This is a genomic window from Aureibaculum luteum (assembly GCF_003449015.1).
Taxonomy (GTDB): domain Bacteria; phylum Bacteroidota; class Bacteroidia; order Flavobacteriales; family Flavobacteriaceae; genus Aureibaculum; species Aureibaculum luteum.
Genome location: NZ_QRGD01000001.1, coordinates 1,065,614 through 1,086,327, shown reverse-complemented (window position 1 = coordinate 1,086,327; position 20,714 = coordinate 1,065,614). Strand labels below are relative to the sequence as shown.

Here is a 20,714-nt window from a genome sequence, read left to right as displayed (position 1 = left end):
AATGAAGGTATCTTTTAAAACATATTATAAAGCGAAAACCTCCTTTTGGAATACCATTACCACTGAATGGAGTGCTATTAAATCAGATAAAGCAGTTATAAGTACTTTTATATTAATGACTGTTGTTATTTTGATTGCTTACACATATATATATTCTAATCAAATAGTCAAAGATGTTCCTGTTGCTGTCATCAATCAAGATGCGTCTAAAATGAGTAGAGATTACATAAATATGTTGGATGCTACAGAGGGCTTAAAAACAATTTCAAATTACACTGATGTACAAGCAGCTAAAGTGGCTTACTATTCAAAAGATATCATGGGAATTGTTATTATTCCTAAAAACTTTGAAAAAAACATTCGTAGCGGAAAACAAACTGCCATTACTACTTTTTCAGATGCTGCTAATATGATATTCTACAAAAAAGTTTTGGGAGATGTCACTACAATTAACGGTTACTTTTCAGCGGGTATTGTTATTAAAAAACAAATGGCCTTGGGTAAAACAATTGATGAAGCACAACAAAATTACACACCCATAAAAGCAATTTCTACGAGTTTATTTAATTCTTCCGCAGGTTATGCAAATTATTTAATTCCAATGCTAACTGCATTACTTGTGCAATTAGTGTTGCTCATGGGAATTGGTATTTTAAGTGGTTCTAGACAAGAATATATATCAACACATACAAATTTTCCTAGATTATTACATCCAGGTGGAACCATTCCTATTTTGTTGGCAAAAGCATGTTTATATACAGCTATTTTTATGGTGGTTATTCCCATTCAAGTTGGCATCGTTTATACACTATTTTCAATTCCAGTTAGGTCTTCGTTACTCACGATTTACCTATTTTTAGTGCCTTATGTGTTTTCTACCGTATTTTTGGGTATCTCAATCAGTTCCTTTTTTAAAAGACGTGAAGAAGCTATTGTCTTTTTGGTACTTATTTCGGTTCCATCGCTAATGTTGAGTGGATTATCATTTCCTGTTGAAGGGTTTTCTGAATTTTATAAAGGCTTGGCAAAATTAGTCCCTTCAACTCCTGGTATCAATGGTTTTGTACGATTAACACAAATGAAGGCCAGTTTCTTTGAAGTTATAAATGAATGGAATCATTTATGGATATTAAGCCTAATTTATTTTGTGTTGGCTTCCATTTCATTAAAAAGAAGAGCTTTTAAAGAATCTAAAATGTTGAAAGCTCAACATTAAATACCATTACTTAGATTGTACCTTGTTGTATAAGTATTTTCATTTATTAGAAACAATTACCGCTAAGAATTAATGAATATAGCATTCATCTTATTATAAGAACAGGGAACAAAGGTTGATTGAAGATGGATAATGTGCTTGGATAATATTAGAGGATGAAAATAACAAAAAGTACTATTGATTACCATACTTAATAACACAACTAGCGATTTATTTTCGCTAAATAAACAAACTATATAGTATTAAAAAGATTGCTAGCGTATGTTTTTAGTGGTTTTTGTTCTAACAATCCTATTTATCACAAACTGCTTAGTATTTAACCTTTCAATAAATAATTGAATAAAAAAGTAGGAATTTTTAACTTATAATTGTTTCATCAATGTAATAACATCGTACTGTCTCGATACTTCGGGAGTATCAGTATTTTAAATAAGTGGAAAAAATGACTCAAGAAATAAAACGAAGATTGACTAGGCAGAAATTAATTGACAAAGGCTATGAATTAATTAAAATGTATGGGTATCATGCTGTAAGTATAGATACTATTATAAAAGATGTTAGCTTGACCAAAGGTGCATTTTATTATCATTTTGAAAATAAACATCATTTTGTTGAGGCTATAATTCAGGAACGAGTAAGTAAGGAAATTCATAGTGATTTTATTGAGCCTTTATCTGAACGTGGTAATCCTATATTTATACTTTCTGATTTACTACAAGATAAATTAATAAATGATAAATCTTTAAATCAAAATTTAGGGAGTCCATTAGTCAACTTTATTATAGATTTAAGTCATGAAGAAAATGATTATAAATTACAACTTCAATTGAAGGATATAATGAACGAATGGAAAGTTGCTTTGATAAATTTTTTATATCGAGGAATTGATGATGGCTATTTAGATAGGCATATTAATACAGAACCTGCAGCAGAATTCATTATAAATTCTTTGGAAGGCGTAAGAACTATGAAAAGAATTACAAATGATAAAAGTATTTTTTATAATTATATAGAGCAGTTTAAAAACTACTTAGATACATTAAAGATTTCTGAACAAGACAGTGGTGCAAGGCGTTATCAGTTGGTAAGTTAACAGTATAAAAAGAAATGTATTTTATATAGAAAATTTAGTCAAATTAAAGGGAGTTAAGAATTTTCAAAAAAGGTTTTGACTCCTTTCAATTTAAAAACAATACTGTTTTAGAAACTTAAATTTCAGTATTTCTCAAATGAGCAAATTACAGCCCCTTACATCTGAATGGTCAAAACGACCTAAGATTTCGAAACTACCATTTACATGGTTTTTACCTAAATCTTGCGTAGCAATAAACGAACACGAATTAATATTTGCCAAGTCAATAACATTAAGTCCACCTGTTTTTTCATTAGATAAAAGTTGTAAAGGATCTTCTGTGTCACGTATCAAAATTTTCATCCAAGGCGGTGTATTAAAAATACCATGACCCTTAGAATAGCCTTGACTTAATAATTCTGTCATTCCATATTCTGAGTGAATTTTATCAACACCGAAACCGTCCATTAATAGGTTGTGCAGTTCATTTCTAATTAACTCCTTACGTCTTCCTTTCATACCTCCTGTTTCCATAATAATGGTGTTTTTGAGATTGAAAGTATAGTTTTCAACTAGATCTAATAAAGCAAAAGAAACTCCAATAAGTAACACTTTTTCCCCTTTCTCATCTAATTTAACAAGGGTGTCTTTTAGTGTAGATAAATTGTCTAAATAAAATCCACTCTCTGGCTTTCTAGATTTTTTTATCAAATCATTAACCATATATATCAATGAAGATCCTTCTCTTTCTAAATAGGAGGGTAGCAGTGCTAAAACGATATATTCTTCTATATTTCCATAAAAATACTTAAAGGCGTTGAGGTAACTTTGCTCATAGGTAGAAAGATCAGTTACATAATGTTTACTGGTTGCGGTTCCTGTCGTTCCAGAACTGGTGAAAATTTGTTGAACTGTATCTGTAGACGATACTACATGATGCGATTTAAAAAACTGAATAGGTAAAAATGGTATTTCTTCAATACTTTTTATGTCACTGGGATAAACATTTAATAGCGTACAAAAAGAACGATACACTTTATTATTCTTAAATTGATACTTAAAAATAGTCAAAGCCAGTTTGGTAAAATCCTCTTCGGATTGTATTTCGAAAATAGTATTTAGGTTCATAATAAAACGGTAAAATTAAGCAACCTTTCTTTATATTAATCATCTAAGTATAAAATTCAAACTATTAATGATGAAGAAATTCTATTTACTACCGATTCTTTTTCTAGCGATTATACTAATATCTTGTGAGTCAGGAACTAATGAACCTTTGCCCGAATTTGAATCCATCGCCAAAAGTGGCGAGATTGTAAAGTCAAATAATGAATTTTCTTTTTCACTTTTTAAAGAAATAGCAAAAGAAGAATCGTCACAAAACTTTATGATTTCACCCGTTAGTGCCTCATTGGCGTTAGGTATGGTTTACAATGGAGCTGAAAACCAAACTAAAGAGGCCTTTAATAGTGTTTTTAATTATGGAAACACATCATTAGAAGAAGTTAATTTAGTCAACCAAAACCTTATAGCTCAGTTGTCAGATAATCATTCTGGAGCTATATTTAATATTGCCAATTCATTATGGATTAAAAACTCTTTTCCTTTGAAGAATGCATTTATTGATTTGAATAAAGAATTTTATGATGCTAAGGTCCAAAATTTGGATTTTAAAGACCCAAATTCTGTAGACATTATCAATAATTGGGTTGCTGATAAGACGCAACAGAAAATACCAACTGTTATTGATAATATTTCTCCAAGTATGATTTTGTTTGCAATCAATGCGTTGTATTTTAAAAGCGACTGGAAATACAAGTTTAAAATAGAAAACACAAACGATCAGTCTTTTTATCCAAAAGAAGGAAGTGTTAAAAATGTTGCCATGATGAATATGGAACAAGATTTATCTTTTCTATCAAACAGCCTATTTTCATCGGTTATATTGCCGTACAAAAATGATAAATATAGTATGATGTTATTTTTACCAAATGAAGATAAAAACGTTACGGATATTATTGCAGAAATGAATGAAGAAAGTTGGAATAATTGGCTTGATCAATACAATGAAACTGGGATTTCTTTAAGTATGCCAAAATTTACTTTCGCTTATGAAAAAATGTTTAATGAAGCACTTGATAATTTAGGATTAGGTAATGCTTTTACCGACAATGCTGATTTTAGCGGAATTAGCGATATAGCGACGAAAATAGCTTTTGTAAAGCAAAAAACATTTATAGAAGTAAATGAAAAAGGAACAGAATCAGCTGCTGTAACAACTATAGGAATTGAAACAACCTCTACAGGCTCAAGCACTAGAATAACTTTAAATAAGCCTTTTCTGTTCTTAATTACGGAAAAGAAAACCAATGCCATCTGCTTTATAGGAAAAATTGGTATGCCTGTAGTGGAATAAAATAAAATTTACGCAACCTTATTGCAATCGATACATCTTTATTATACAATTAAAAAAAAATTAGAATTATGATTAAAAAAGTTTTATTAACCTTTTTGGTTGCTGTTACATTGGTTTCATGTAGTTTAAATGATGATAATGACACAAATTTGGTGCTTAAAACATTGCCGATTAAATCGTATGTTGTTCCAGATGAATTTGAATTAGGGATGTCATATACAATTAAAGTTGAATATGATTTGCCTGATGCATGTCATTCTTTTTATGATTTATATTATAAACAAGTGGATACAACTAGAGAAATTGCAATTGTATCTATTGTTGATGAAAATGATCAATGCACAGATGTTCCTGTAACAATGGAATATGAATTTGTAGTAAATGTTGAACAATCGGAAGATTATACCTTTAGATTTTGGAAAGGAGAAGATAGCGATGGTAATGATACTTTTGAAGATGTGGTTGTTCCTTTAATTAATTAGCTAGTTTGTTAATTAATATCTTTGTTGACTAATATTTTGCTATTTTTTATGTATACCTGGCAAGATTTGTGAGCATAGCCTGTGTTACGGTCAATATTTTTAAAGCGGTATAAAGGAAAAAGGCAGTGAAATAAGTTAATGAGTTTAACAATTAACACATAATATAAAGTATGAGTTTAAAAAAGCTCATAAATAGCTGTAAGCAAAAAGATATAAAAGCCCAATCTCAAATTTACCAGCTATATGCTGGTAAATTGTTTGGGCTATGTCTAAAATATTCAAAAAATTACGAAGAAGCACAAGACAATTTACATAATGGTTTTATTACCATTTTTGAAAAAATTGAACAATATGAGCATAAAGGTTCATTTGAGGGGTGGATAAAAAGAATCATTATTAATACGTCTTTACAAACGTATCGTAAAAAAAATGTTTTAAGCCTAGTTAATGAAGAAATACCTGACGTAGAGGTTGAGGTAGAAATAGATGAAGAAGATATTGAATTAGATTTTTTACTTAATTTAATTCGAGAGTTACCAGAAAGGTATCAAATGGTCTTCAATTTGTATGTTTTAGACGGTTATCCGCACAAAGAAATTGCCAAAATGTTAAATATTTCTGAAGGAACCTCTAAATCAAATCTATCAAGATCAAGAGTAATATTAAGAGATAAAATAGAAGCGAATCAACTAATGAAGAACGAAGCACTTTAATAAATGAGTGATCATAAAAATATAGACAGATTGTTTCAGGAAAAATTCAAAGACTATGAAGTTTTTCCTGAGCCCAATGTTTGGAAAGGCATTGAAAAAGAACTCGTGAAAAAGAAGAAGAGAAGAATTATACCGCTGTGGTTGCGTTTAACAGGTGCAGCGGCAATTCTGTTATTTTTAATTCCTGCGGGATACAGGTTTTATAATAATCAGAACATAAAACCAGCTGTTCCAGATACTAATGTTATCACTAATACAAATACAGATGATAATGAATTTAAAGAAAATCAATCTTCTGAAGATGGGTTCAGTTCTGAAAAAAATAGTGGAGATAAGAATCTTATAAATACTCAGGTTGAAGAAAGTTTAATAACAACGACTGAAGAAGTGTCAAGCCAAAAAAATAGAGCTACTAAAAACGTTGTTACTAATCAGAAAAACCAATCCACAGAAAACAATATTAAAAATGTTAATACTCTAGTATCTGAAGTAATTTCTGTTGTTCAACAAGAAGATAAAGTTGTAAACCAATTTAAAAATAGTGAACAGTCGCAAGATGGATTAGATACCAAGGTTGCCTTATTAGAAAAATTAGATGAAGAAGTAAAGAGTAATAATGAAGATTTGTTAGAAGAAGTAGAAAAACAGAATGCATTAGAAAATATCGTAGTTGTAAATGATAAAAAGTGGTCTATTGGTTCTACTATTGGTCCCGTTTATTTGAATTCTTCAAGTAAAGGTTCTCCAATTGATCCTTCTTTAGCAAATAATACTAAAACGAGTACTAACTCTATTTCTTATGGATTAAAAGTTAATTATAAGATTACAGATAAGTTTAGTTTGCAATCAGGTATTCAGAATGTTGATTTAGGGTATTCTACTGAAAATGTATCTGTTATAACATCTTCAGCATTGTTAGATAATTCTAAAACCAACATTAATTCAGATATTGGTGCAATTGTAGAGGTGTCATCAACAGCATCTCAACGTTCAGAAACTTATAGTCAAAGATCTCCATTCGATAGTAATGGAAGTTTAGATCAATCTTACAGTTATGTTGAAGTACCAATAGAGGCTAAATACGCTCTTGTACAGAAAAAGTTAGGGGTAAATCTTGTGGGTGGAGTAAGTACTTATTTTTTGTACGATAACGACGTTTCAATAACCTCTTTTGGTAAAAAGACTTCCTTGGGTGAAGCTTCTAACCTTAACAACATGAATTTTAGTGGTAATGTTGGGCTCGATTTGAATTACAATCTTAGTCCTAATTTATTTTTAAACGCATCCCCGATGTTAAAATATCAATTGAATACTTTTTCTGAGGATTCAGGAGGATTTAAACCATATTTCTTTGGTGTTTACGGAGGGTTAAACTTTAGGTTTTAGTTGGTTAATTATATTTGGTTGGTTGCCAAATATAGCTAGAAAGCCACGCTTTATGCGTGGCTTTTTTGTTTTATAAACTCTAATTTGTAATGTTTATTACTAATATTAAAGGGATGTAAATCAATTTTTCATAATTTTTATTTCGTAAATTAGCTGTCAAATAATAAAACTATAATAATGGCATTAGCAACAGATTTTGGTATAAAAGAAGCTTTAGAACAATTAGGAGTTAAAGACATAAATAATGGTACTTCTACGGGAAGCGATAGTTTTTCAAATGGAGATTTTATTGAATCCTATTCACCAGTTGATGGCCAGTTGATTGGAAAAGTTAAAACAACAACAGCGGCAGATTTTGAAAAAGTAATGGAAACGGCAACTGCTGCATTTAAAACTTGGCGTACAAAACCTGCTCCATTACGTGGAGAGGTTGTGAGACAATTTGGAGATAAATTAAGAGAGAAAAAAGAGGCTTTAGGTAAACTGGTTTCGTATGAAATGGGTAAAAGCTATCAAGAAGGCTTGGGCGAAGTTCAAGAAATGATTGATATCTGTGATTTTGCAGTTGGATTATCACGTCAGTTACATGGTTTTACCATGCATAGTGAGCGTCCGGGACATAGAATGTACGAACAATACCATCCTTTAGGTGTTGTAGGTATAATTTCTGCTTTTAATTTTCCTGTAGCGGTTTGGGCTTGGAATACGGCATTAGCTTGGATTTGTGGTGATGTTTGTGTTTGGAAACCTTCTGAAAAAGCACCTTTATGTGGAATTGCATGTCAGAATATTGCCGCTGAGGTTTTTAAAGCTAATGATTTACCAGAAGGAATTTGCAACCTTATCAATGGTGATTATAAAGTGGGTGAAATGATGACAAAAGATAAACGCATTCCTCTAATTTCTGCAACAGGTTCTACTAGAATGGGTAAAATAGTTGCTCAAGAAGTAGCAGGACGTTTAGGAAGGTCTTTATTAGAATTAGGTGGTAATAATGCTATTATTATTACGCCAGATGCTGATATTAAAATGACGGTTATTGGAGCGGTGTTTGGTGCCGTTGGTACCTGTGGACAACGTTGTACTTCTACCAGAAGGCTGATTATTCACGAATCTGTTTATGATAAAGTTGTAAATGCTGTTGCAGATGCTTATGGGCAGTTAAGAATAGGAAATCCATTAGATGAAAATAATCATGTTGGTCCTTTAATCGATAAAGATGCTGTAAAAATGTATCAACACGCTCTTAAAAAAGTAGTAGAAGAAGGTGGTAAAATTGTTGTTGAGGGTGGTGTACTTTCGGGAGTTGGTTATGAAAGTGGATGCTATGTAAAACCAGCTATTGCTGAAGGAGAGCCACAATTTGAAATTGTACAACACGAAACTTTTGCACCTGTATTGTATTTATTAAAATATTCAGGTGGCGTTGAAAACGGAATTGCTATTCAAAATGAAGTAGCTCAAGGGTTGTCTTCTGCTATTATGACTAATAATTTGCGTGAAGCGGAAAAGTTCTTATCTCAAGCCGGTTCTGATTGTGGTATTGCCAATGTAAATATCGGTACTTCGGGTGCAGAAATAGGTGGTGCTTTTGGAGGTGAAAAAGAAACTGGGGGTGGACGTGAATCTGGTTCTGATGCCTGGAAAGTATATATGAGACGCCAAACAAATACAATTAATTATACCGAAAGTTTGCCATTGGCACAAGGTATTAAGTTTGATTTGTAAAAAAAATAAAACCTTGTTTCAGCACCATAAATTTTATGGGTAGAAACAAGGTTTTTCTCAAATTGATTTAAAGTAGGATACAAACATCGTTAATTTCGAATGACTAGTCAAGGGGAAAAACCCTAGAATTTAAAGGGTGTTTTTCCTGTTTTCAGTCTTTATTAACAATAGTACTACTTGCTTGTGCTGTACAAAAAACCAAGACATCGGCTATATTAACATGTGGTGGTCTTGAAATAGCAAAATAAATAATCTCGGCAATATCTTCAGCTTGTAAGGCTTTAAACCCTTTATAGACGTTATCTGCAATTGTATCTCCCTTAAAGCGAACTTGGGAAAATTCTGTTTCTACTAAACCTGGATTTACTGCTCCAACTTTAATCCCGAAAGGGTTAAGGTCAATTAGCATACCTTCAGTTATTGCTAATACGGCATGTTTACTTCCACAATATACATTTCCTTTGGGGTAGACTTCTTTACCAGCAGATGAGCCAATATTAATGATATGTCCACTTTTTCGCTCGGTCATTTGCGGAATAATCGCTTTACTAACATAGAGTAATCCTTTTACATTAATATCCATCATAGCATCCCAATCATCTAAACTACCAGTTTGAATTGGGTCTAAACCATGAGCGTTTCCTGCATTATTTATCAGGATATCAATTTGTTTAAATTCTTCAGGAAGTGAATTGATAGCTTCTGAAACTGCTATTTTGTCAGCAACATCAAAATTCAAGGTATAAACCTCCGTTTTTTGATCTAATTCCCTTTTTATAGTTTCTAAACGCTCTTTCCGTCTTCCGCAAAGTATCAATTTTATATTGTGTTTGGCTAGTTCTTTTGCGGTTGCAAGGCCTATTCCACTAGTAGCTCCCGTAATAAATGCTGTTTTCTTCATGCTTTAAAATTAACCATTTAAGTACAATTTTAGAATAATTATTGTCAAAATTCGTTCTTGTTTGGAAGGGGTTTTATACATTTAACATTCATTTTGGTATAGAATTTGCCTTATGTAGTATGATAAAATTATAAAAATCAACTAGTTAATATACAAATTATGCAAAAAAAACTACTATATATATTCGGCTTAACTGTTTTAGTGGGCTTTATGAGCTTTACATTACAAGAAGACAGATGGAAAGCTCCAGAAGGTGCGAAAGCACTTAAAAACCCTATTAGTTCAGCTGACAAGGCGGAATCTGCTAAGCGTGGAGCCAAGATTTTTAAAACAAGGTGTATGATTTGTCATGGTACCGCTGGAAAAGGAGACGGAATTGGTGGAAAAGCTTTGACTCCGAAACCTCAAAATTTGACTTCTAGCATGGTTCAAACACAAGTTGATGGTGAACTTTTTTGGAAAGTTACCAATGGAAGAAACGACATGATAAAATGGGGACCAATTCTAACTGAAGATCAACGATGGGATGTAGTTAATTATGTAAGAACCTTAAAATAGTCTTTAAGCTATTTGTAGTATCTTATTTTCCGCAATACACGTAATGCCTCTTTTATTTTTATATAGGCTGACTTGTCTAAAAGCTCACTTAGAAAGGGCTTGGCTTGCTCTAATTTCTTTTTCGCATCTTTAAATCCGTTTAATGAGCAAATTAAATAGGTAGTAGGTAAGCGATCTAAATCTAATCTGTTATTTTTAGAAAGGGTTATTCCTTTTTGTAATTTATCTAGAATAGCATTGTTGTTATTGTAAATATGCCTTAGTACTATAGGATCAAACGTCGGGGGATTGAAAAGAAGTTGAGTAGCAATATCATAGGTACCATTTTCTTTAAAATTAATAATTGTTTTTTCCAACGGATATAGACCTCCAAGGTCTTTTGATGTAGGCTTTTCATTGTTTGATAAGTGTATATATTCTGTAATTATAAATGATTGTTGATTGTAGTCAATTTCTACTTCATCGAAAGCAGAATAGAATAATCTAATTTGTTCATTTACCAACTCAATATCAACCCTAGAATACAATATTTTACCTTTGGTTTCTTTTTTAATACCTGCCCAGCACAATACAAAATGATCTTTAAATACAATATAACTTGGGTTTAATTCTTGTTGGTGGTCATTGATAAAATCAAAAACACCATCTAAAGTGAGTTTGATATTATTAGCTGCATTTTTTTCTATAGACTCAACAATTGCCTTATTCGTATTTTTTAAAATTACCTCATCTACAGGAATTGAATTACTACCTTGACGAAGAAAAATACTGTCTTTAGCATATTTCCAGAGTCCTTTTTTAAGGGATGTTATCTTTTCTGTGGGATTGATAGTAACCAATCCAATTACTTTATAGCGTGGTAATCTCGGAAAAGCAATGTTTTCATATTGTATTTTTGGAGGATTATTGAAATAAGCATTAATTAAGTTTTGTATTTTACTGTCATCATAAAAATCGACGCCTACAATTTTATTACTTTCATCTTCAACACCGATAACGATATATGAATTATTTAATGGGTTTGAATTTGCCAAAGCACAGACATGCTTTAAAAACTTGGCTTTACCTTCTTTTGAATCTAAGTTTAACTGAATCTTTTTGTCATAAAAAGTATTCTCATCATTATAAGCGAGTAAGTTTTTAATTAAGAGACGTTTGTTAAGCATTTTTTAGATGTGAGCTATAAGATTTTAGACTTTTAGTATTACACATTGAGAGGTGTTACTTATATGAAACATGAAAGATAAAAAAATAATACTAAGTTTAATAACCTAAAATTTATTCAAAAAAAAACCGCCCCGAATAATCGGGGCGGGTATGGTTGAACTTAATCAACCAAAATCAACTAACCAAACCTTATCTTTATACTTTTGTATTTCTTTTTTTAGTTTTACGATTTGTTTTAAATCGTTTTCTTGTTTTAGGAATTTGTCCTTTTGCTTTTGCGTTTTTATAAACAATATTGCTTCGTCCATTAAAAGTATATGTAGTTCCTGATGCTACATGATACAAATCTACTTCACCATCATTTATAACGCTCAATTCAAACTCTTCATTGCCTGACGAATCATAATCTAATGTTAAAATCTTTAGATCGTCATATCCTTCTACATCAAACACTTCATAGGCACCAACATAATCCCAATATATATAATCAACATCCGTGCCAAACGGATCTTGAGAAGACCTAAAAGTAGTATTTTGTTCTGGTGTAAATTTTAGGAAATTCTCGTTGTCAAACTCATTTATAGCACCTTGCACGCTTGTATTTGTTTTTTCCCAAGCAACATACTCTTGTAAAAAGTATTCTATGTTGTCATAAAAAACAAAATCATAATCAAAATTATTTTTTTGGTATCCTTCTAAATAATAAGTAGCATTTGTATAACTATCTCTTACTTTAATTTCATTACCTGCTAATTGTATTACTTCCAAATCAATAAAACCATCTTCATCATGATCTATTTCTAACACACCATTAATAGTTTCGTAATAACCAATTTGATCGCCATATCCGTTACCAACAGCTCCTAAACCTACCATATTATTATTTGCTAATAAAATGCCATTCTGAAATGAAACCGTAAATGCTTTTGATAAAAACGGCACATCTACGTTTCCTGTAGTCCTGTTATAATCTACATACCATAAATCATAAGAGGTTACCAATTGCTCTAATGTAATTGAATCATCATAAGGATCATCATTAATTACACATGAAGTAAATAATACTGTACTTAGAAAAAATATGCTGAGTAATTTTAAGACTTTCATAATTCAATGTTTTAAATATATTAGGGCTATTCCAAAAGTTGTGCCAAAGATGGTATTATTTATGATTTGGATTGATTACCCAAAACAATATTAGTTAATTCAATGAATTTTTTCTGTTAAAAAAAAATATTTTATAAAATGAACAAAATAATTGCTTTTTATTTTTTTTCACTGTTATATTATGTTTTATAAATAGAATTATTATGTTAGGTATTCACCTAGATAATAGAAGCGAGAATAGACTGTACAAATAGTTTCAATTATTTTTAAAATCAAGTTTCCTTTGCAACACCTTAAATTTATCTAAAGGTGTTTATAATGAGAAGTTGACTACTGAAAAAATGGTGAGAAGAATAATAGAATTCAAATTAGAGGTCTTAAGAATACAATAATGGATGCATAAGGTTTTGATTTTAAAATGTGATTTTAAAAATATAAAAGCAATCTATTTTTTGCTTTGTTTATCCCTACAATAATAGGTGCTTGAACTTCGTTAAGGTCTAACGTAGTTTTTGTTATTTTTAAACTCGCATTCAAAATCATTAATAATAAACATTTTTTGAAACAAAACCCAGAATATATATTGTCAAAAAGTATGTTAGTTTTTGTGCATAAATTAGGTAACTATAAAAAATCTAGATTACCTTTTTATGATGAAAATGAAATGAGTGAAATAGCAAAATATTTTGATACTCCGAAATTACGTGCAAGAAAAGAAGAGGTTGTTTTTCAAAATAAATTACAAATAGTATTAGAGATCGTTAAAAAACCGAATAGTAGAAAAATAAATGATCTTTTATTTTGAGAAATAAATTAAATATAAATATTAGACTTTATTTGACTTTACTCTTATTATTTATAATAATGATAGTAGTTGGAAACAAGTTTATTAATAAATACAATCAGAACCCTGATAGTACATCCTCAATTATAAGTAATGCAGACCTTAAAAATATTATCCTGATTGAATTAGTAACTGATTCTAATGATTCTATTAGTATAGATTTTGGACGACATTTAAAAAAAATTGGTGATTATAGTAAGTTTCCCGTAAAGGAAATAGATATAAATGAATGGAATTCGCCATCCTATACAATAGGAGAAACTACTAAGGTTATTGTGGTTCAAAATACCTTAAAACTTAAAGGTAATACTTTAGAAAAACTATTAACATTTGTTTCGCAAGGTGGTGTACTTTTTGTGCCTAATTTTATTGAAGATGAACGAATGGCATACTTTTATGGATTAGTTAAAAACGGTACTAGACAAAAAGTAGATATGCCCGTAGGATATTATTTTGACACTAACTTTTTACCCAATGTTAAAGGAACTAGTTATGGTGAACACATTTACCATGGAGGTTTAGATAAATTCAGTTTCAAAGATGACGTTACCATTTTAGCATCAGCAAAAAATGATAGGAACTATCCTGCCATAATAGAGAATAATATTGGTATAGGAAAAGTAATTTTGTTTAATACCTATGAAGTTCTTAGAAAACAAGATAGGGGGCTTTTACATTCTGCATTGTTAAAGGGTTTAGAGAATATACCGTATCCAATTGCTAATGTTAGTACCATATTTTTAGATGATTTTCCTTCACCATTGTACAATACAAAGGAAGAGCCAATCAAATCAGAAATGGATTTAACAGTGCTAGATTTTGTTAAAAATGTTTGGTGGCCAGATATGAAAAAATTATCAGATACTTTTAATATAAAATATACTGCGTTAACTGCTTTTGACTATCGTAATAGTATTAAACCACCTTTCTTATTTGATCAATGGGATAATCACTTAATAATTGAAAATGAGCGAAAAATATCAGTTACTGATTGGATAGCTAAAGATATTATAAAACATGGGCATGATTTAGGCTTACATGGTTATAATCATACATCTCTTCAAGTTGAGACATGGAAAGAACCGGACTATATGAGAATCGCCTTAGCTTCAGCCAAGAAAAAGTGGACAATTAGCGGCATAGGTGATTTTCCAGTTTCATATGTTCCACCTTCAAATTATATAGACAGTATTGGTATGTCAGAATTGGGTAAAGCATTTCCATCAATAAAATATATGTGTAGCCTTTATTTGGGTGATTATAATGAAGGTGGAAATAGAGAATTTGATGAAGAAAAATGGAATCCCAACTTTTTTGATTACCCTAGAATTAGCAGTGGCTATGATTTAAATGAAGAACATAAATTTGTACAACAATCTCTTTATATTTATTCAGGAATATGGACCCATTTTGTTCATCCTGATGATGTATATCAAATACCTGGTGGTGATGAAAGTTCAGCTGGACATTTTTCCTTGAGAAATAAACATAGTTTAGGGTGGCATAAATCAAAAGATGGTAAACCAGGATTGTTAGGTGTATTTGCAAATTATTTACATGAAATGGAAGATATATTCCCGTTATCGAGATATGTATCAGCTGAAGAAGGGGCAAAGATTACTAAAGATTGGAGAAAATCTCAATATTCTTTTTCAAAAAATGAAAGTGAGTATTTTGTAGAGCGGATAGACAATGATAAAAAAGGTGAGTATTATTGGTTCTTATATTCAAGTCATAAAAACGTTAAAAAAATAGAGGCAGAATTACTTCAAAAAACAGAAAAATTTGAAAAAACACCATTTTTAGATGGATTTCTATATTCAATAAAAACAACTCACCCCTCTTTAAGTATTAACAGCGGAAGCTTAAATACGATGCTTACAAATACGGTTGCAAGAAAAGTTATAGATGATTATAGACTCTATAAAGACCATAATTATAAAATAACAAATTTATTAAGTACATATGTTAAGTCTGAGCCAAGTGAAAATGCGTCTGTACAAGAATGGACTAAGCATTATGTGGCAACAGAAAATTTAGATAAAGCGAGCTTGTTACTAAAAGAAAAAATTGATACTGAAAAACGCCTAGATACAAGTGCTTTTAATGAGTATTATAAATATATGGCATGGCAAAATAAATCAAAAGAAGCTTGGTTAACTTTACAAAACCATATTGAAGAGTATCCATTGACAGAAAATATTAAATACTCTAGAAGTTTAGGTTTAAAAAATGGTTATCCAAATGAAATAATTAGAAAACAGTTTTTGGAAAAGCAAATTAAAAGTTTCAATGATAAAGAAATTTTAAGGGAATATTATAGAACATTTAATACTCCAGAAAATAAGAAAGAAGTTACGGAAGTATTAATAAAGTTGAGAGAAGTTGACCCTAGTTTGGAAAATGAAAAATTTTACTTAAAACATTTAATTGTATATGAACCAAAACAAGCAATTGCGGAACTTAATAAATATATACCAAGTGAAAGTTCTAGCTTATGGAATATGTCTGAAGAAATAAGTTGGTTATATGCAAATAACAAAAGATATAAAAAAGCATATGATTGGTCTAAATACACTCAAAAGATTACTGTAGTTAATAAATTGTATTGGCTTTCTGAGATAAAAGATTTTAAAACAATTAGAAAAGAATACATACATTTTATAGCCAATAATCCAAACGATTTAAAGACCAAAGGTGAAATAAGTAAAATTTTATTGACGAATAATCAACAAATAGAGTCTTGGGGTATCGTATCGGCATTACCTGAAACTATACAAAAAGATACTTTAAAACGTGCTCTCAATGAACAGGTAATTTACCTAAATAAGATTACACAAAAAGATTTAATAAATAGATATGCAAACCTTTTTGAGGTAAATGTTAAAAAGCAAATTGAGAAAGATATTCGTTTATCTGAGAATAATTCAATAGAAGCAGAAACAGAAATTATAGGAGATAATAACAGTAGTACTTCATTTGAAAAGAAGATAACATACACTATTAAAACTGAGAAATTAAATTCTCATAGCATATCTGTTACTAACAATGATCTTTATGATGTTGAAAAAACTAGTTTTTCTGATATTGATAATGTAAATAAAAATGTAACCGGATTAGAATATAAATTCAGTAACAAGCCAACAGGAAAAATTAATTATTGGGTTAGAGGTAGAGTTGAAAAAGATAAACAAGATAATATATATTATCAAGCAGGTGTTGGAGCTTCATTACCCAAAGAAAAAAGTTTTACTTCTTTAAGTGCAAATATTTACCCTGTAAAAACAGGTCCAGGATATCAAAAGAAAATATACCAATCTAGATTGGCAATTTATCAAGAAAACAATGTTAAAAATGTATTAAAAACTATTGTTTATGCTGAAGGAAATCATTATTCTAACAGTGATTTAGAAGGTTCAATTACAACTAGAGTAGTACTTGATAACAATAAAGATAAGATGTTTAAAGTTTTACCACAAGTAGAGGCATCATATTCTAAGAGTAATAAAGAAGAAACTAAAGACTATCCATATTACTTAGTTGATAAACGTTTTTTTGCTGGAGGAGGAGTTGGTCTAAAATATGGTACTGAAAAAAGCAAATTAAATATTCGGGTGGAAGGATCTACATTTATTGATAATGATTTGGGCGATTTTAACCGATTTACAGGTCAAGGATCCCTTAAAATTGGAAACTTTACAAAGATTTCTGCGACGGTGGAGCTTTCCACGCAATCTCAAGCATATTCCAATTCTTTTAAATTGGGATTAAAACATACTTTTTAAAAGCTCATTAAAAATGTATTATTTTACTAAAACACCTTTTACATCCATTAAAGGAAGAGGTTGCAATGCTTTTATGTTAATTGTGTTTTTCTTAAAGATATAGGTTTTATCAAACATTTTATTACCTTCAAAAAAAGATACTTTAAAGCTGTTGTTTAATGAAAACAAATCTTCTTGCATTAACTCTAGTTTCGCATAACTTTTTTTAGGAAGCGTGTCTATTTTTTTTCTAATTGTGGAAGTTATTTTGTTTTCAGAATATCCTGTTATTACTGCAATAACCATTTCTAAATCAACATTTTTGTCATTAATTATATAAGCGTTCCAATCTTGTGTTTTATAAATGTCATTGTATTCGTTTACTACTGCAATATATACACCTTCAACTTTTGGGATATCAATATCTTTTTTCATGTGGTAAAAATACGAATCTATTCAAAAATAGGATTAGAATAGTTACTTGTAATTATTCCTCTTAAATTATAAACTACCATGTGCTTAAAAAGCTCTTCTTTTTGGTGTAACTTAAACAAATTATCGTTATTAAACAAAACCGTATCAATTCTTAAAAAATAAATCTTCACAACTAATTCTAAGTTAACCTCTTGTTTAATATTACCAGCTTCTTGTGCTTGTTTTAGTAAATTATAAATCCTGTTATTCGCTAATTCTTCATTAAATTTTTCAAAAAAATTACTTGCCTTGGGATAGTATTTTTTTAAACCAAAAATAAAAGAGGGTTTAAAGTATTTTAAATACTCAAACCCTCTTTTATAAATTAAAATAACGCTTATTATTGGGTCTTCTCTATTATCAGAAATTATCTTATCAATTTCTTCAGAGAATTCATTTAATAACTGCTCTAAACTACTAGTAACTAAGTCCTCTTTATTATTAAAGAAGGTGTAAATTGTTTTTTTAGAAATACCAAGTGTACTTGCAATTTCATCTAAGGATACATGTTTACTACCAAATTGTGTAAACTTTTTTATAGAACACGTTAACAACTCTTCTTTTGTAATCATTTTACTTACGTTTTAATTCCGTAAAAATATATTTCTAGTTAGAAAAAGATTATTCTAACGGAATTGAGAATAGCGGAATGTTTAACCCCGAAGCCATAACTCTTGTTTTACTTTTATGAACTATAGATTCCCAAAAACCATACTTTTTTGGAATCATCACTAACAAATCAAAATTTGATTTCACAATCTCTTTTTCTATTTCTTTTATTACTGCATCGGAATTTACTTTCTTATAGAAATACGTTACATTTTCTAGTCCTTTTTCAATATTTTCATGAGCTTTGTTCTCTAATATAAGTTCGTTTATTTTATTCTCCACATAAAACACAGTAACTTCAGACTCAAGATCAATTGCTATTTGTCTTAATTTTGCTAATACTCTTAAGGGTAGGTCTTGCATTACATCACAGGCAAAAATAATTTTATGTATTCCTGAAAATTTAGCACATACTGGAATGGCCAATACAGGAAATTTTTTCATACTAATTAAGGTTGTAGTCGGATTTCCCAGTAAATTCTGTTCCATAGATTTATCCGACATTCCTATAACTAAAAATTTTGAGTTATTTAATTTCATTAAAGAATCAATTTCATCTTCTAAATTCACATAACTACATTTATATTCAACTTCAATATTAAATTTTTCGGATAACATTAAAGCTTTCTTCTTTAATTTTTCTTTATTTTTTTCAATCAGTTCATCCATAGAAGACGCTGATATCCATGTATTTGAGGCGTGAACAGGTAACTTAAAAGCATTAAAAAGTATCAGTTTTGAATTAAATAGTTGAGCTAATGACGCCGAATATAATACAGCATTATTAGATGTTTTAGAAAAATGTGTTGCAACTAAAATTGAGTCCATGATATTAAGTTTATTTTATAATCAAATATTATTTCCATCCACCACCGAGAGCTTCGTACAAGTCAACAATAGACACCAATTGTTGTAACTGACTATCTATTATATTAAGCTCTGCACTTAAGGCACTTTGTCTTGCTGTTAATAAATCTAAATAGTTTGCATAACCGTTTTTAAGTAACTCTTCTGAGTTTGATTCTGCAGCACGTAAGGCCTCCACTTCATTCTTTCTAAACTCGTATTTTTTAGTTTCTGATTCATAGGAAAATAATGCATTAGAAACTTCACTACCTGCAATTAATAATGATTTTTTAAATTGAAGTAATGCTTGTTCTTGTTGAGCAATGGCAACTTCCTTTTGTGTTTTAAGCCTTCGCTGATTAAAAAGAGGTTGTGTTAAACCACCAACTATATTGGCAAATAATGAATTTGCATTTAGTAGTTGGTCTAATTCTAAACTTTGAAATCCACCCGAAGCTGTTAATGTTAAAGAAGGATAAAAGTTACTTCTTGCAACATTAGTTAACTCAAAAGATTGAATTAAACCATACTCTGCTGCCATAACATCAGGCCTATTACTAAGTAACGTTGCTGGCACACCAAGTTGAATGTCTTGGTCTATTTTTTGAATGGCTAAAGCATTTCTTTCAAAATGTTGAGGTGCTTTACCCAATAAAATACTAAGTGTATTCTCCGTTTTAAAAATAGCCGTTTCAATATCTACTTGTAATGCTCTGGCACTATTATATTGTGCAATGTTTTGGTCTACAGCAACTTGTGTTACCTGTCCAGCTTCTTTTAGAGCTTTGATTGTGGTAACACTACTATCCCTAGTTGCAATGGTTTCTTTAGTAACCTGCAATTGAGCATCAAGAGCTAATAAGTTGTAATAGGTATTTGCAATACTAGAAATCAACTGTGTTTTGACCACTTGATGCCCTGAAACGCTTTGTAAATAAGCCGCTTGCGTTGCTCTTTTATTACTTCTTATTTTCCCCCAAATATCTGCTTCCCAGGAAAGATTAGCAGTAAGATCAAATTGATCAGAAGAAGTATTAGTTAAGAATGCACCAAACTGACTGTTTTTAGAAAGTTCTTGATGCGTTACATTTGCACCAATGTCAACTGATGGTAAATAACCTGCCTTACCTTGTTTTGCATAAGCTTGAGCCATAGCCATTTGTTGAATGGCAATTCTAACATCCATATTATTTTGTAGACCTTCTTTTATATATTCTTTCAAATAGCTGTCTGTAAATAAGGTCTCCCATGATACATCTGCTATTGACAAACTATCAGTTGGCAAATTTTCTGTTCGATAAAGTGCCTCAGTTTCTGGCAATTCTGATCTGGTATACTCTTTTGCTACAAAACAACTTTGTAGTGTTAGTAAAACGAGTCCTAATAGAATTGTTTTACCTAAATTTTTATATTTTAAAATAGATTTCATAG

18 protein-coding genes are annotated in these 20,714 nt (G+C 30.2%); 10 read left to right on the top strand and 8 right to left on the bottom strand.

Annotated elements, in window-relative coordinates:
* Position 1 precedes the first annotated feature (1 nt).
* Together D3P13_RS04770 and D3P13_RS04765 are read left to right on the top strand one after the other, a co-directional pair.
* Positions 2 to 1,216: an ABC transporter permease gene (locus D3P13_RS04770; RefSeq protein ID WP_117880126.1), complete on the top strand. Its 1,215-nt coding sequence runs from the start codon at positions 2 to 4 to the stop codon at positions 1,214 to 1,216.
* 442 nt (positions 1,217 to 1,658) lie between these two features.
* Positions 1,659 to 2,309 (top strand): TetR/AcrR family transcriptional regulator, encoded by a 651-nt coding sequence (locus D3P13_RS04765; protein ID WP_117880125.1) that lies wholly within the window; start codon positions 1,659 to 1,661, stop codon positions 2,307 to 2,309.
* A 132-nt stretch (positions 2,310 to 2,441) separates the two neighbouring features.
* Here D3P13_RS04765 and D3P13_RS04760 read toward each other — a convergent pair whose 3' ends face one another.
* The gene (locus tag D3P13_RS04760; protein WP_117880124.1) at positions 2,442 to 3,416 is read right to left on the bottom strand and encodes a LuxE/PaaK family acyltransferase; all 975 of its coding nucleotides are present in this window, start codon (positions 3,414 to 3,416) and stop codon (positions 2,442 to 2,444) included.
* Between the two features lie 67 nt (positions 3,417 to 3,483).
* Here D3P13_RS04760 and D3P13_RS04755 point away from each other — a divergent pair, with 67 nt between their 5' ends.
* From D3P13_RS04755 to amaB, 5 genes are all read left to right on the top strand, one after another.
* Positions 3,484 to 4,704: a serpin family protein gene (locus D3P13_RS04755; RefSeq protein WP_117880123.1), complete on the top strand. Its 1,221-nt coding sequence runs from the start codon at positions 3,484 to 3,486 to the stop codon at positions 4,702 to 4,704.
* Positions 4,705 to 4,772: 68 nt separating this feature from the next.
* The gene (locus D3P13_RS04750) at positions 4,773 to 5,186 is read left to right on the top strand and encodes a hypothetical protein (protein ID WP_117880122.1); all 414 of its coding nucleotides are present in this window, start codon (positions 4,773 to 4,775) and stop codon (positions 5,184 to 5,186) included.
* A 170-nt stretch (positions 5,187 to 5,356) separates the two neighbouring features.
* Positions 5,357 to 5,899 (top strand): RNA polymerase sigma factor, encoded by a 543-nt coding sequence (locus D3P13_RS04745; RefSeq protein ID WP_117880121.1) that lies wholly within the window; start codon positions 5,357 to 5,359, stop codon positions 5,897 to 5,899.
* A gap of 3 nt (positions 5,900 to 5,902) precedes the next feature.
* Entirely contained in the window at positions 5,903 to 7,285 is a 1,383-nt protein-coding gene (locus D3P13_RS04740; protein WP_117880120.1) for an outer membrane beta-barrel protein, read from the top strand.
* A 177-nt stretch (positions 7,286 to 7,462) separates the two neighbouring features.
* Positions 7,463 to 9,013 (top strand): L-piperidine-6-carboxylate dehydrogenase, encoded by a 1,551-nt coding sequence (gene amaB, locus D3P13_RS04735; RefSeq protein WP_394336450.1) that lies wholly within the window; start codon positions 7,463 to 7,465, stop codon positions 9,011 to 9,013.
* A gap of 151 nt (positions 9,014 to 9,164) precedes the next feature.
* Here the strand turns inward: amaB and D3P13_RS04730 are convergent, their stop codons facing one another.
* Complete coding sequence (locus tag D3P13_RS04730) at positions 9,165 to 9,914, bottom strand: SDR family NAD(P)-dependent oxidoreductase (protein ID WP_117880118.1); 750 nt, start codon at positions 9,912 to 9,914, stop codon at positions 9,165 to 9,167.
* A 159-nt stretch (positions 9,915 to 10,073) separates the two neighbouring features.
* Between D3P13_RS04730 and D3P13_RS04725 the strand changes: the two genes are divergently transcribed.
* Positions 10,074 to 10,472 (top strand): c-type cytochrome, encoded by a 399-nt coding sequence (locus tag D3P13_RS04725; RefSeq protein ID WP_117880117.1) that lies wholly within the window; start codon positions 10,074 to 10,076, stop codon positions 10,470 to 10,472.
* A gap of 8 nt (positions 10,473 to 10,480) precedes the next feature.
* Here the strand turns inward: D3P13_RS04725 and D3P13_RS04720 are convergent, their stop codons facing one another.
* Together D3P13_RS04720 and D3P13_RS04715 are read right to left on the bottom strand one after the other, a co-directional pair.
* A complete protein-coding gene (locus D3P13_RS04720) occupies positions 10,481 to 11,638 on the bottom strand; it encodes an ATP-binding protein (RefSeq protein ID WP_117880116.1) in 1,158 nt (385 codons plus the stop codon).
* A 196-nt stretch (positions 11,639 to 11,834) separates the two neighbouring features.
* A complete protein-coding gene (locus D3P13_RS04715) occupies positions 11,835 to 12,746 on the bottom strand; it encodes a hypothetical protein (protein ID WP_117880115.1) in 912 nt (303 codons plus the stop codon).
* Between the two features lie 559 nt (positions 12,747 to 13,305).
* Between D3P13_RS04715 and D3P13_RS04710 the strand changes: the two genes are divergently transcribed.
* Both D3P13_RS04710 and D3P13_RS04705 read left to right on the top strand, forming a co-directional pair.
* Positions 13,306 to 13,551: a hypothetical protein gene (locus tag D3P13_RS04710; protein ID WP_157972830.1), complete on the top strand. Its 246-nt coding sequence runs from the start codon at positions 13,306 to 13,308 to the stop codon at positions 13,549 to 13,551.
* Positions 13,552 to 13,610: 59 nt separating this feature from the next.
* Positions 13,611 to 17,375, top strand: a complete 3,765-nt coding sequence (locus tag D3P13_RS04705) for a DUF2194 domain-containing protein (RefSeq protein WP_117880113.1) — start codon at positions 13,611 to 13,613, stop codon at positions 17,373 to 17,375.
* A gap of 18 nt (positions 17,376 to 17,393) precedes the next feature.
* Here D3P13_RS04705 and D3P13_RS04700 read toward each other — a convergent pair whose 3' ends face one another.
* Genes D3P13_RS04700 through D3P13_RS04685 form a run of 4 tightly spaced genes read right to left on the bottom strand, consistent with a single transcriptional unit; the run spans position 17,394 to position 20,712 of the window.
* Positions 17,394 to 17,789 carry a hypothetical protein gene (locus D3P13_RS04700; protein WP_117880112.1) on the bottom strand — a complete coding sequence of 132 codons (396 nt, stop codon included), beginning with the start codon at positions 17,787 to 17,789 and terminating at the stop codon, positions 17,394 to 17,396.
* 17 nt (positions 17,790 to 17,806) lie between these two features.
* A complete protein-coding gene (locus D3P13_RS04695; RefSeq protein ID WP_117880111.1) occupies positions 17,807 to 18,400 on the bottom strand; it encodes a TetR/AcrR family transcriptional regulator in 594 nt (197 codons plus the stop codon).
* Between the two features lie 49 nt (positions 18,401 to 18,449).
* On the bottom strand, positions 18,450 to 19,265 hold the full coding sequence (locus tag D3P13_RS04690; protein WP_117880110.1) for a universal stress protein: 816 nt from the start codon (positions 19,263 to 19,265) through the stop codon (positions 18,450 to 18,452).
* Between the two features lie 28 nt (positions 19,266 to 19,293).
* Positions 19,294 to 20,712, bottom strand: coding sequence for an efflux transporter outer membrane subunit (locus D3P13_RS04685; RefSeq protein WP_117880109.1), 1,419 nt, complete (start codon positions 20,710 to 20,712; stop codon positions 19,294 to 19,296).
* Positions 20,713 to 20,714 lie beyond the last annotated feature (2 nt).

Excerpts from the sequence above, each read along its gene's own strand:
- D3P13_RS04695 (WP_117880111.1), bottom strand. The coding sequence starts at position 18,400 with ATGATTACAAAAGAAGAGTTGTTAACGTGTTCTATAAAAAAGTTTACA.
- D3P13_RS04730 (WP_117880118.1), bottom strand. The coding sequence starts at position 9,914 with ATGAAGAAAACAGCATTTATTACGGGAGCTACTAGTGGAATAGGCCTT.
- D3P13_RS04750 (WP_117880122.1), top strand. The coding sequence starts at position 4,773 with ATGATTAAAAAAGTTTTATTAACCTTTTTGGTTGCTGTTACATTGGTT.
- D3P13_RS04755 (WP_117880123.1), top strand. The coding sequence starts at position 3,484 with ATGATGAAGAAATTCTATTTACTACCGATTCTTTTTCTAGCGATTATA.
- D3P13_RS04770 (WP_117880126.1), top strand. The coding sequence starts at position 2 with ATGAAGGTATCTTTTAAAACATATTATAAAGCGAAAACCTCCTTTTGG.
- D3P13_RS04745 (WP_117880121.1), top strand. The coding sequence starts at position 5,357 with ATGAGTTTAAAAAAGCTCATAAATAGCTGTAAGCAAAAAGATATAAAA.
- D3P13_RS04740 (WP_117880120.1), top strand. The coding sequence starts at position 5,903 with ATGAGTGATCATAAAAATATAGACAGATTGTTTCAGGAAAAATTCAAA.
- D3P13_RS04765 (WP_117880125.1), top strand. The coding sequence starts at position 1,659 with ATGACTCAAGAAATAAAACGAAGATTGACTAGGCAGAAATTAATTGAC.
- D3P13_RS04690 (WP_117880110.1), bottom strand. The coding sequence starts at position 19,265 with ATGGACTCAATTTTAGTTGCAACACATTTTTCTAAAACATCTAATAAT.
- D3P13_RS04685 (WP_117880109.1), bottom strand. The coding sequence starts at position 20,712 with ATGAAATCTATTTTAAAATATAAAAATTTAGGTAAAACAATTCTATTA.
- amaB (WP_394336450.1), top strand. The coding sequence starts at position 7,463 with ATGGCATTAGCAACAGATTTTGGTATAAAAGAAGCTTTAGAACAATTA.
- D3P13_RS04720 (WP_117880116.1), bottom strand. The coding sequence starts at position 11,638 with ATGCTTAACAAACGTCTCTTAATTAAAAACTTACTCGCTTATAATGAT.
- D3P13_RS04705 (WP_117880113.1), top strand. The coding sequence starts at position 13,611 with ATGATAGTAGTTGGAAACAAGTTTATTAATAAATACAATCAGAACCCT.
- D3P13_RS04700 (WP_117880112.1), bottom strand. The coding sequence starts at position 17,789 with ATGAAAAAAGATATTGATATCCCAAAAGTTGAAGGTGTATATATTGCA.
- D3P13_RS04715 (WP_117880115.1), bottom strand. The coding sequence starts at position 12,746 with ATGAAAGTCTTAAAATTACTCAGCATATTTTTTCTAAGTACAGTATTA.
- D3P13_RS04725 (WP_117880117.1), top strand. The coding sequence starts at position 10,074 with ATGCAAAAAAAACTACTATATATATTCGGCTTAACTGTTTTAGTGGGC.
- D3P13_RS04760 (WP_117880124.1), bottom strand. The coding sequence starts at position 3,416 with ATGAACCTAAATACTATTTTCGAAATACAATCCGAAGAGGATTTTACC.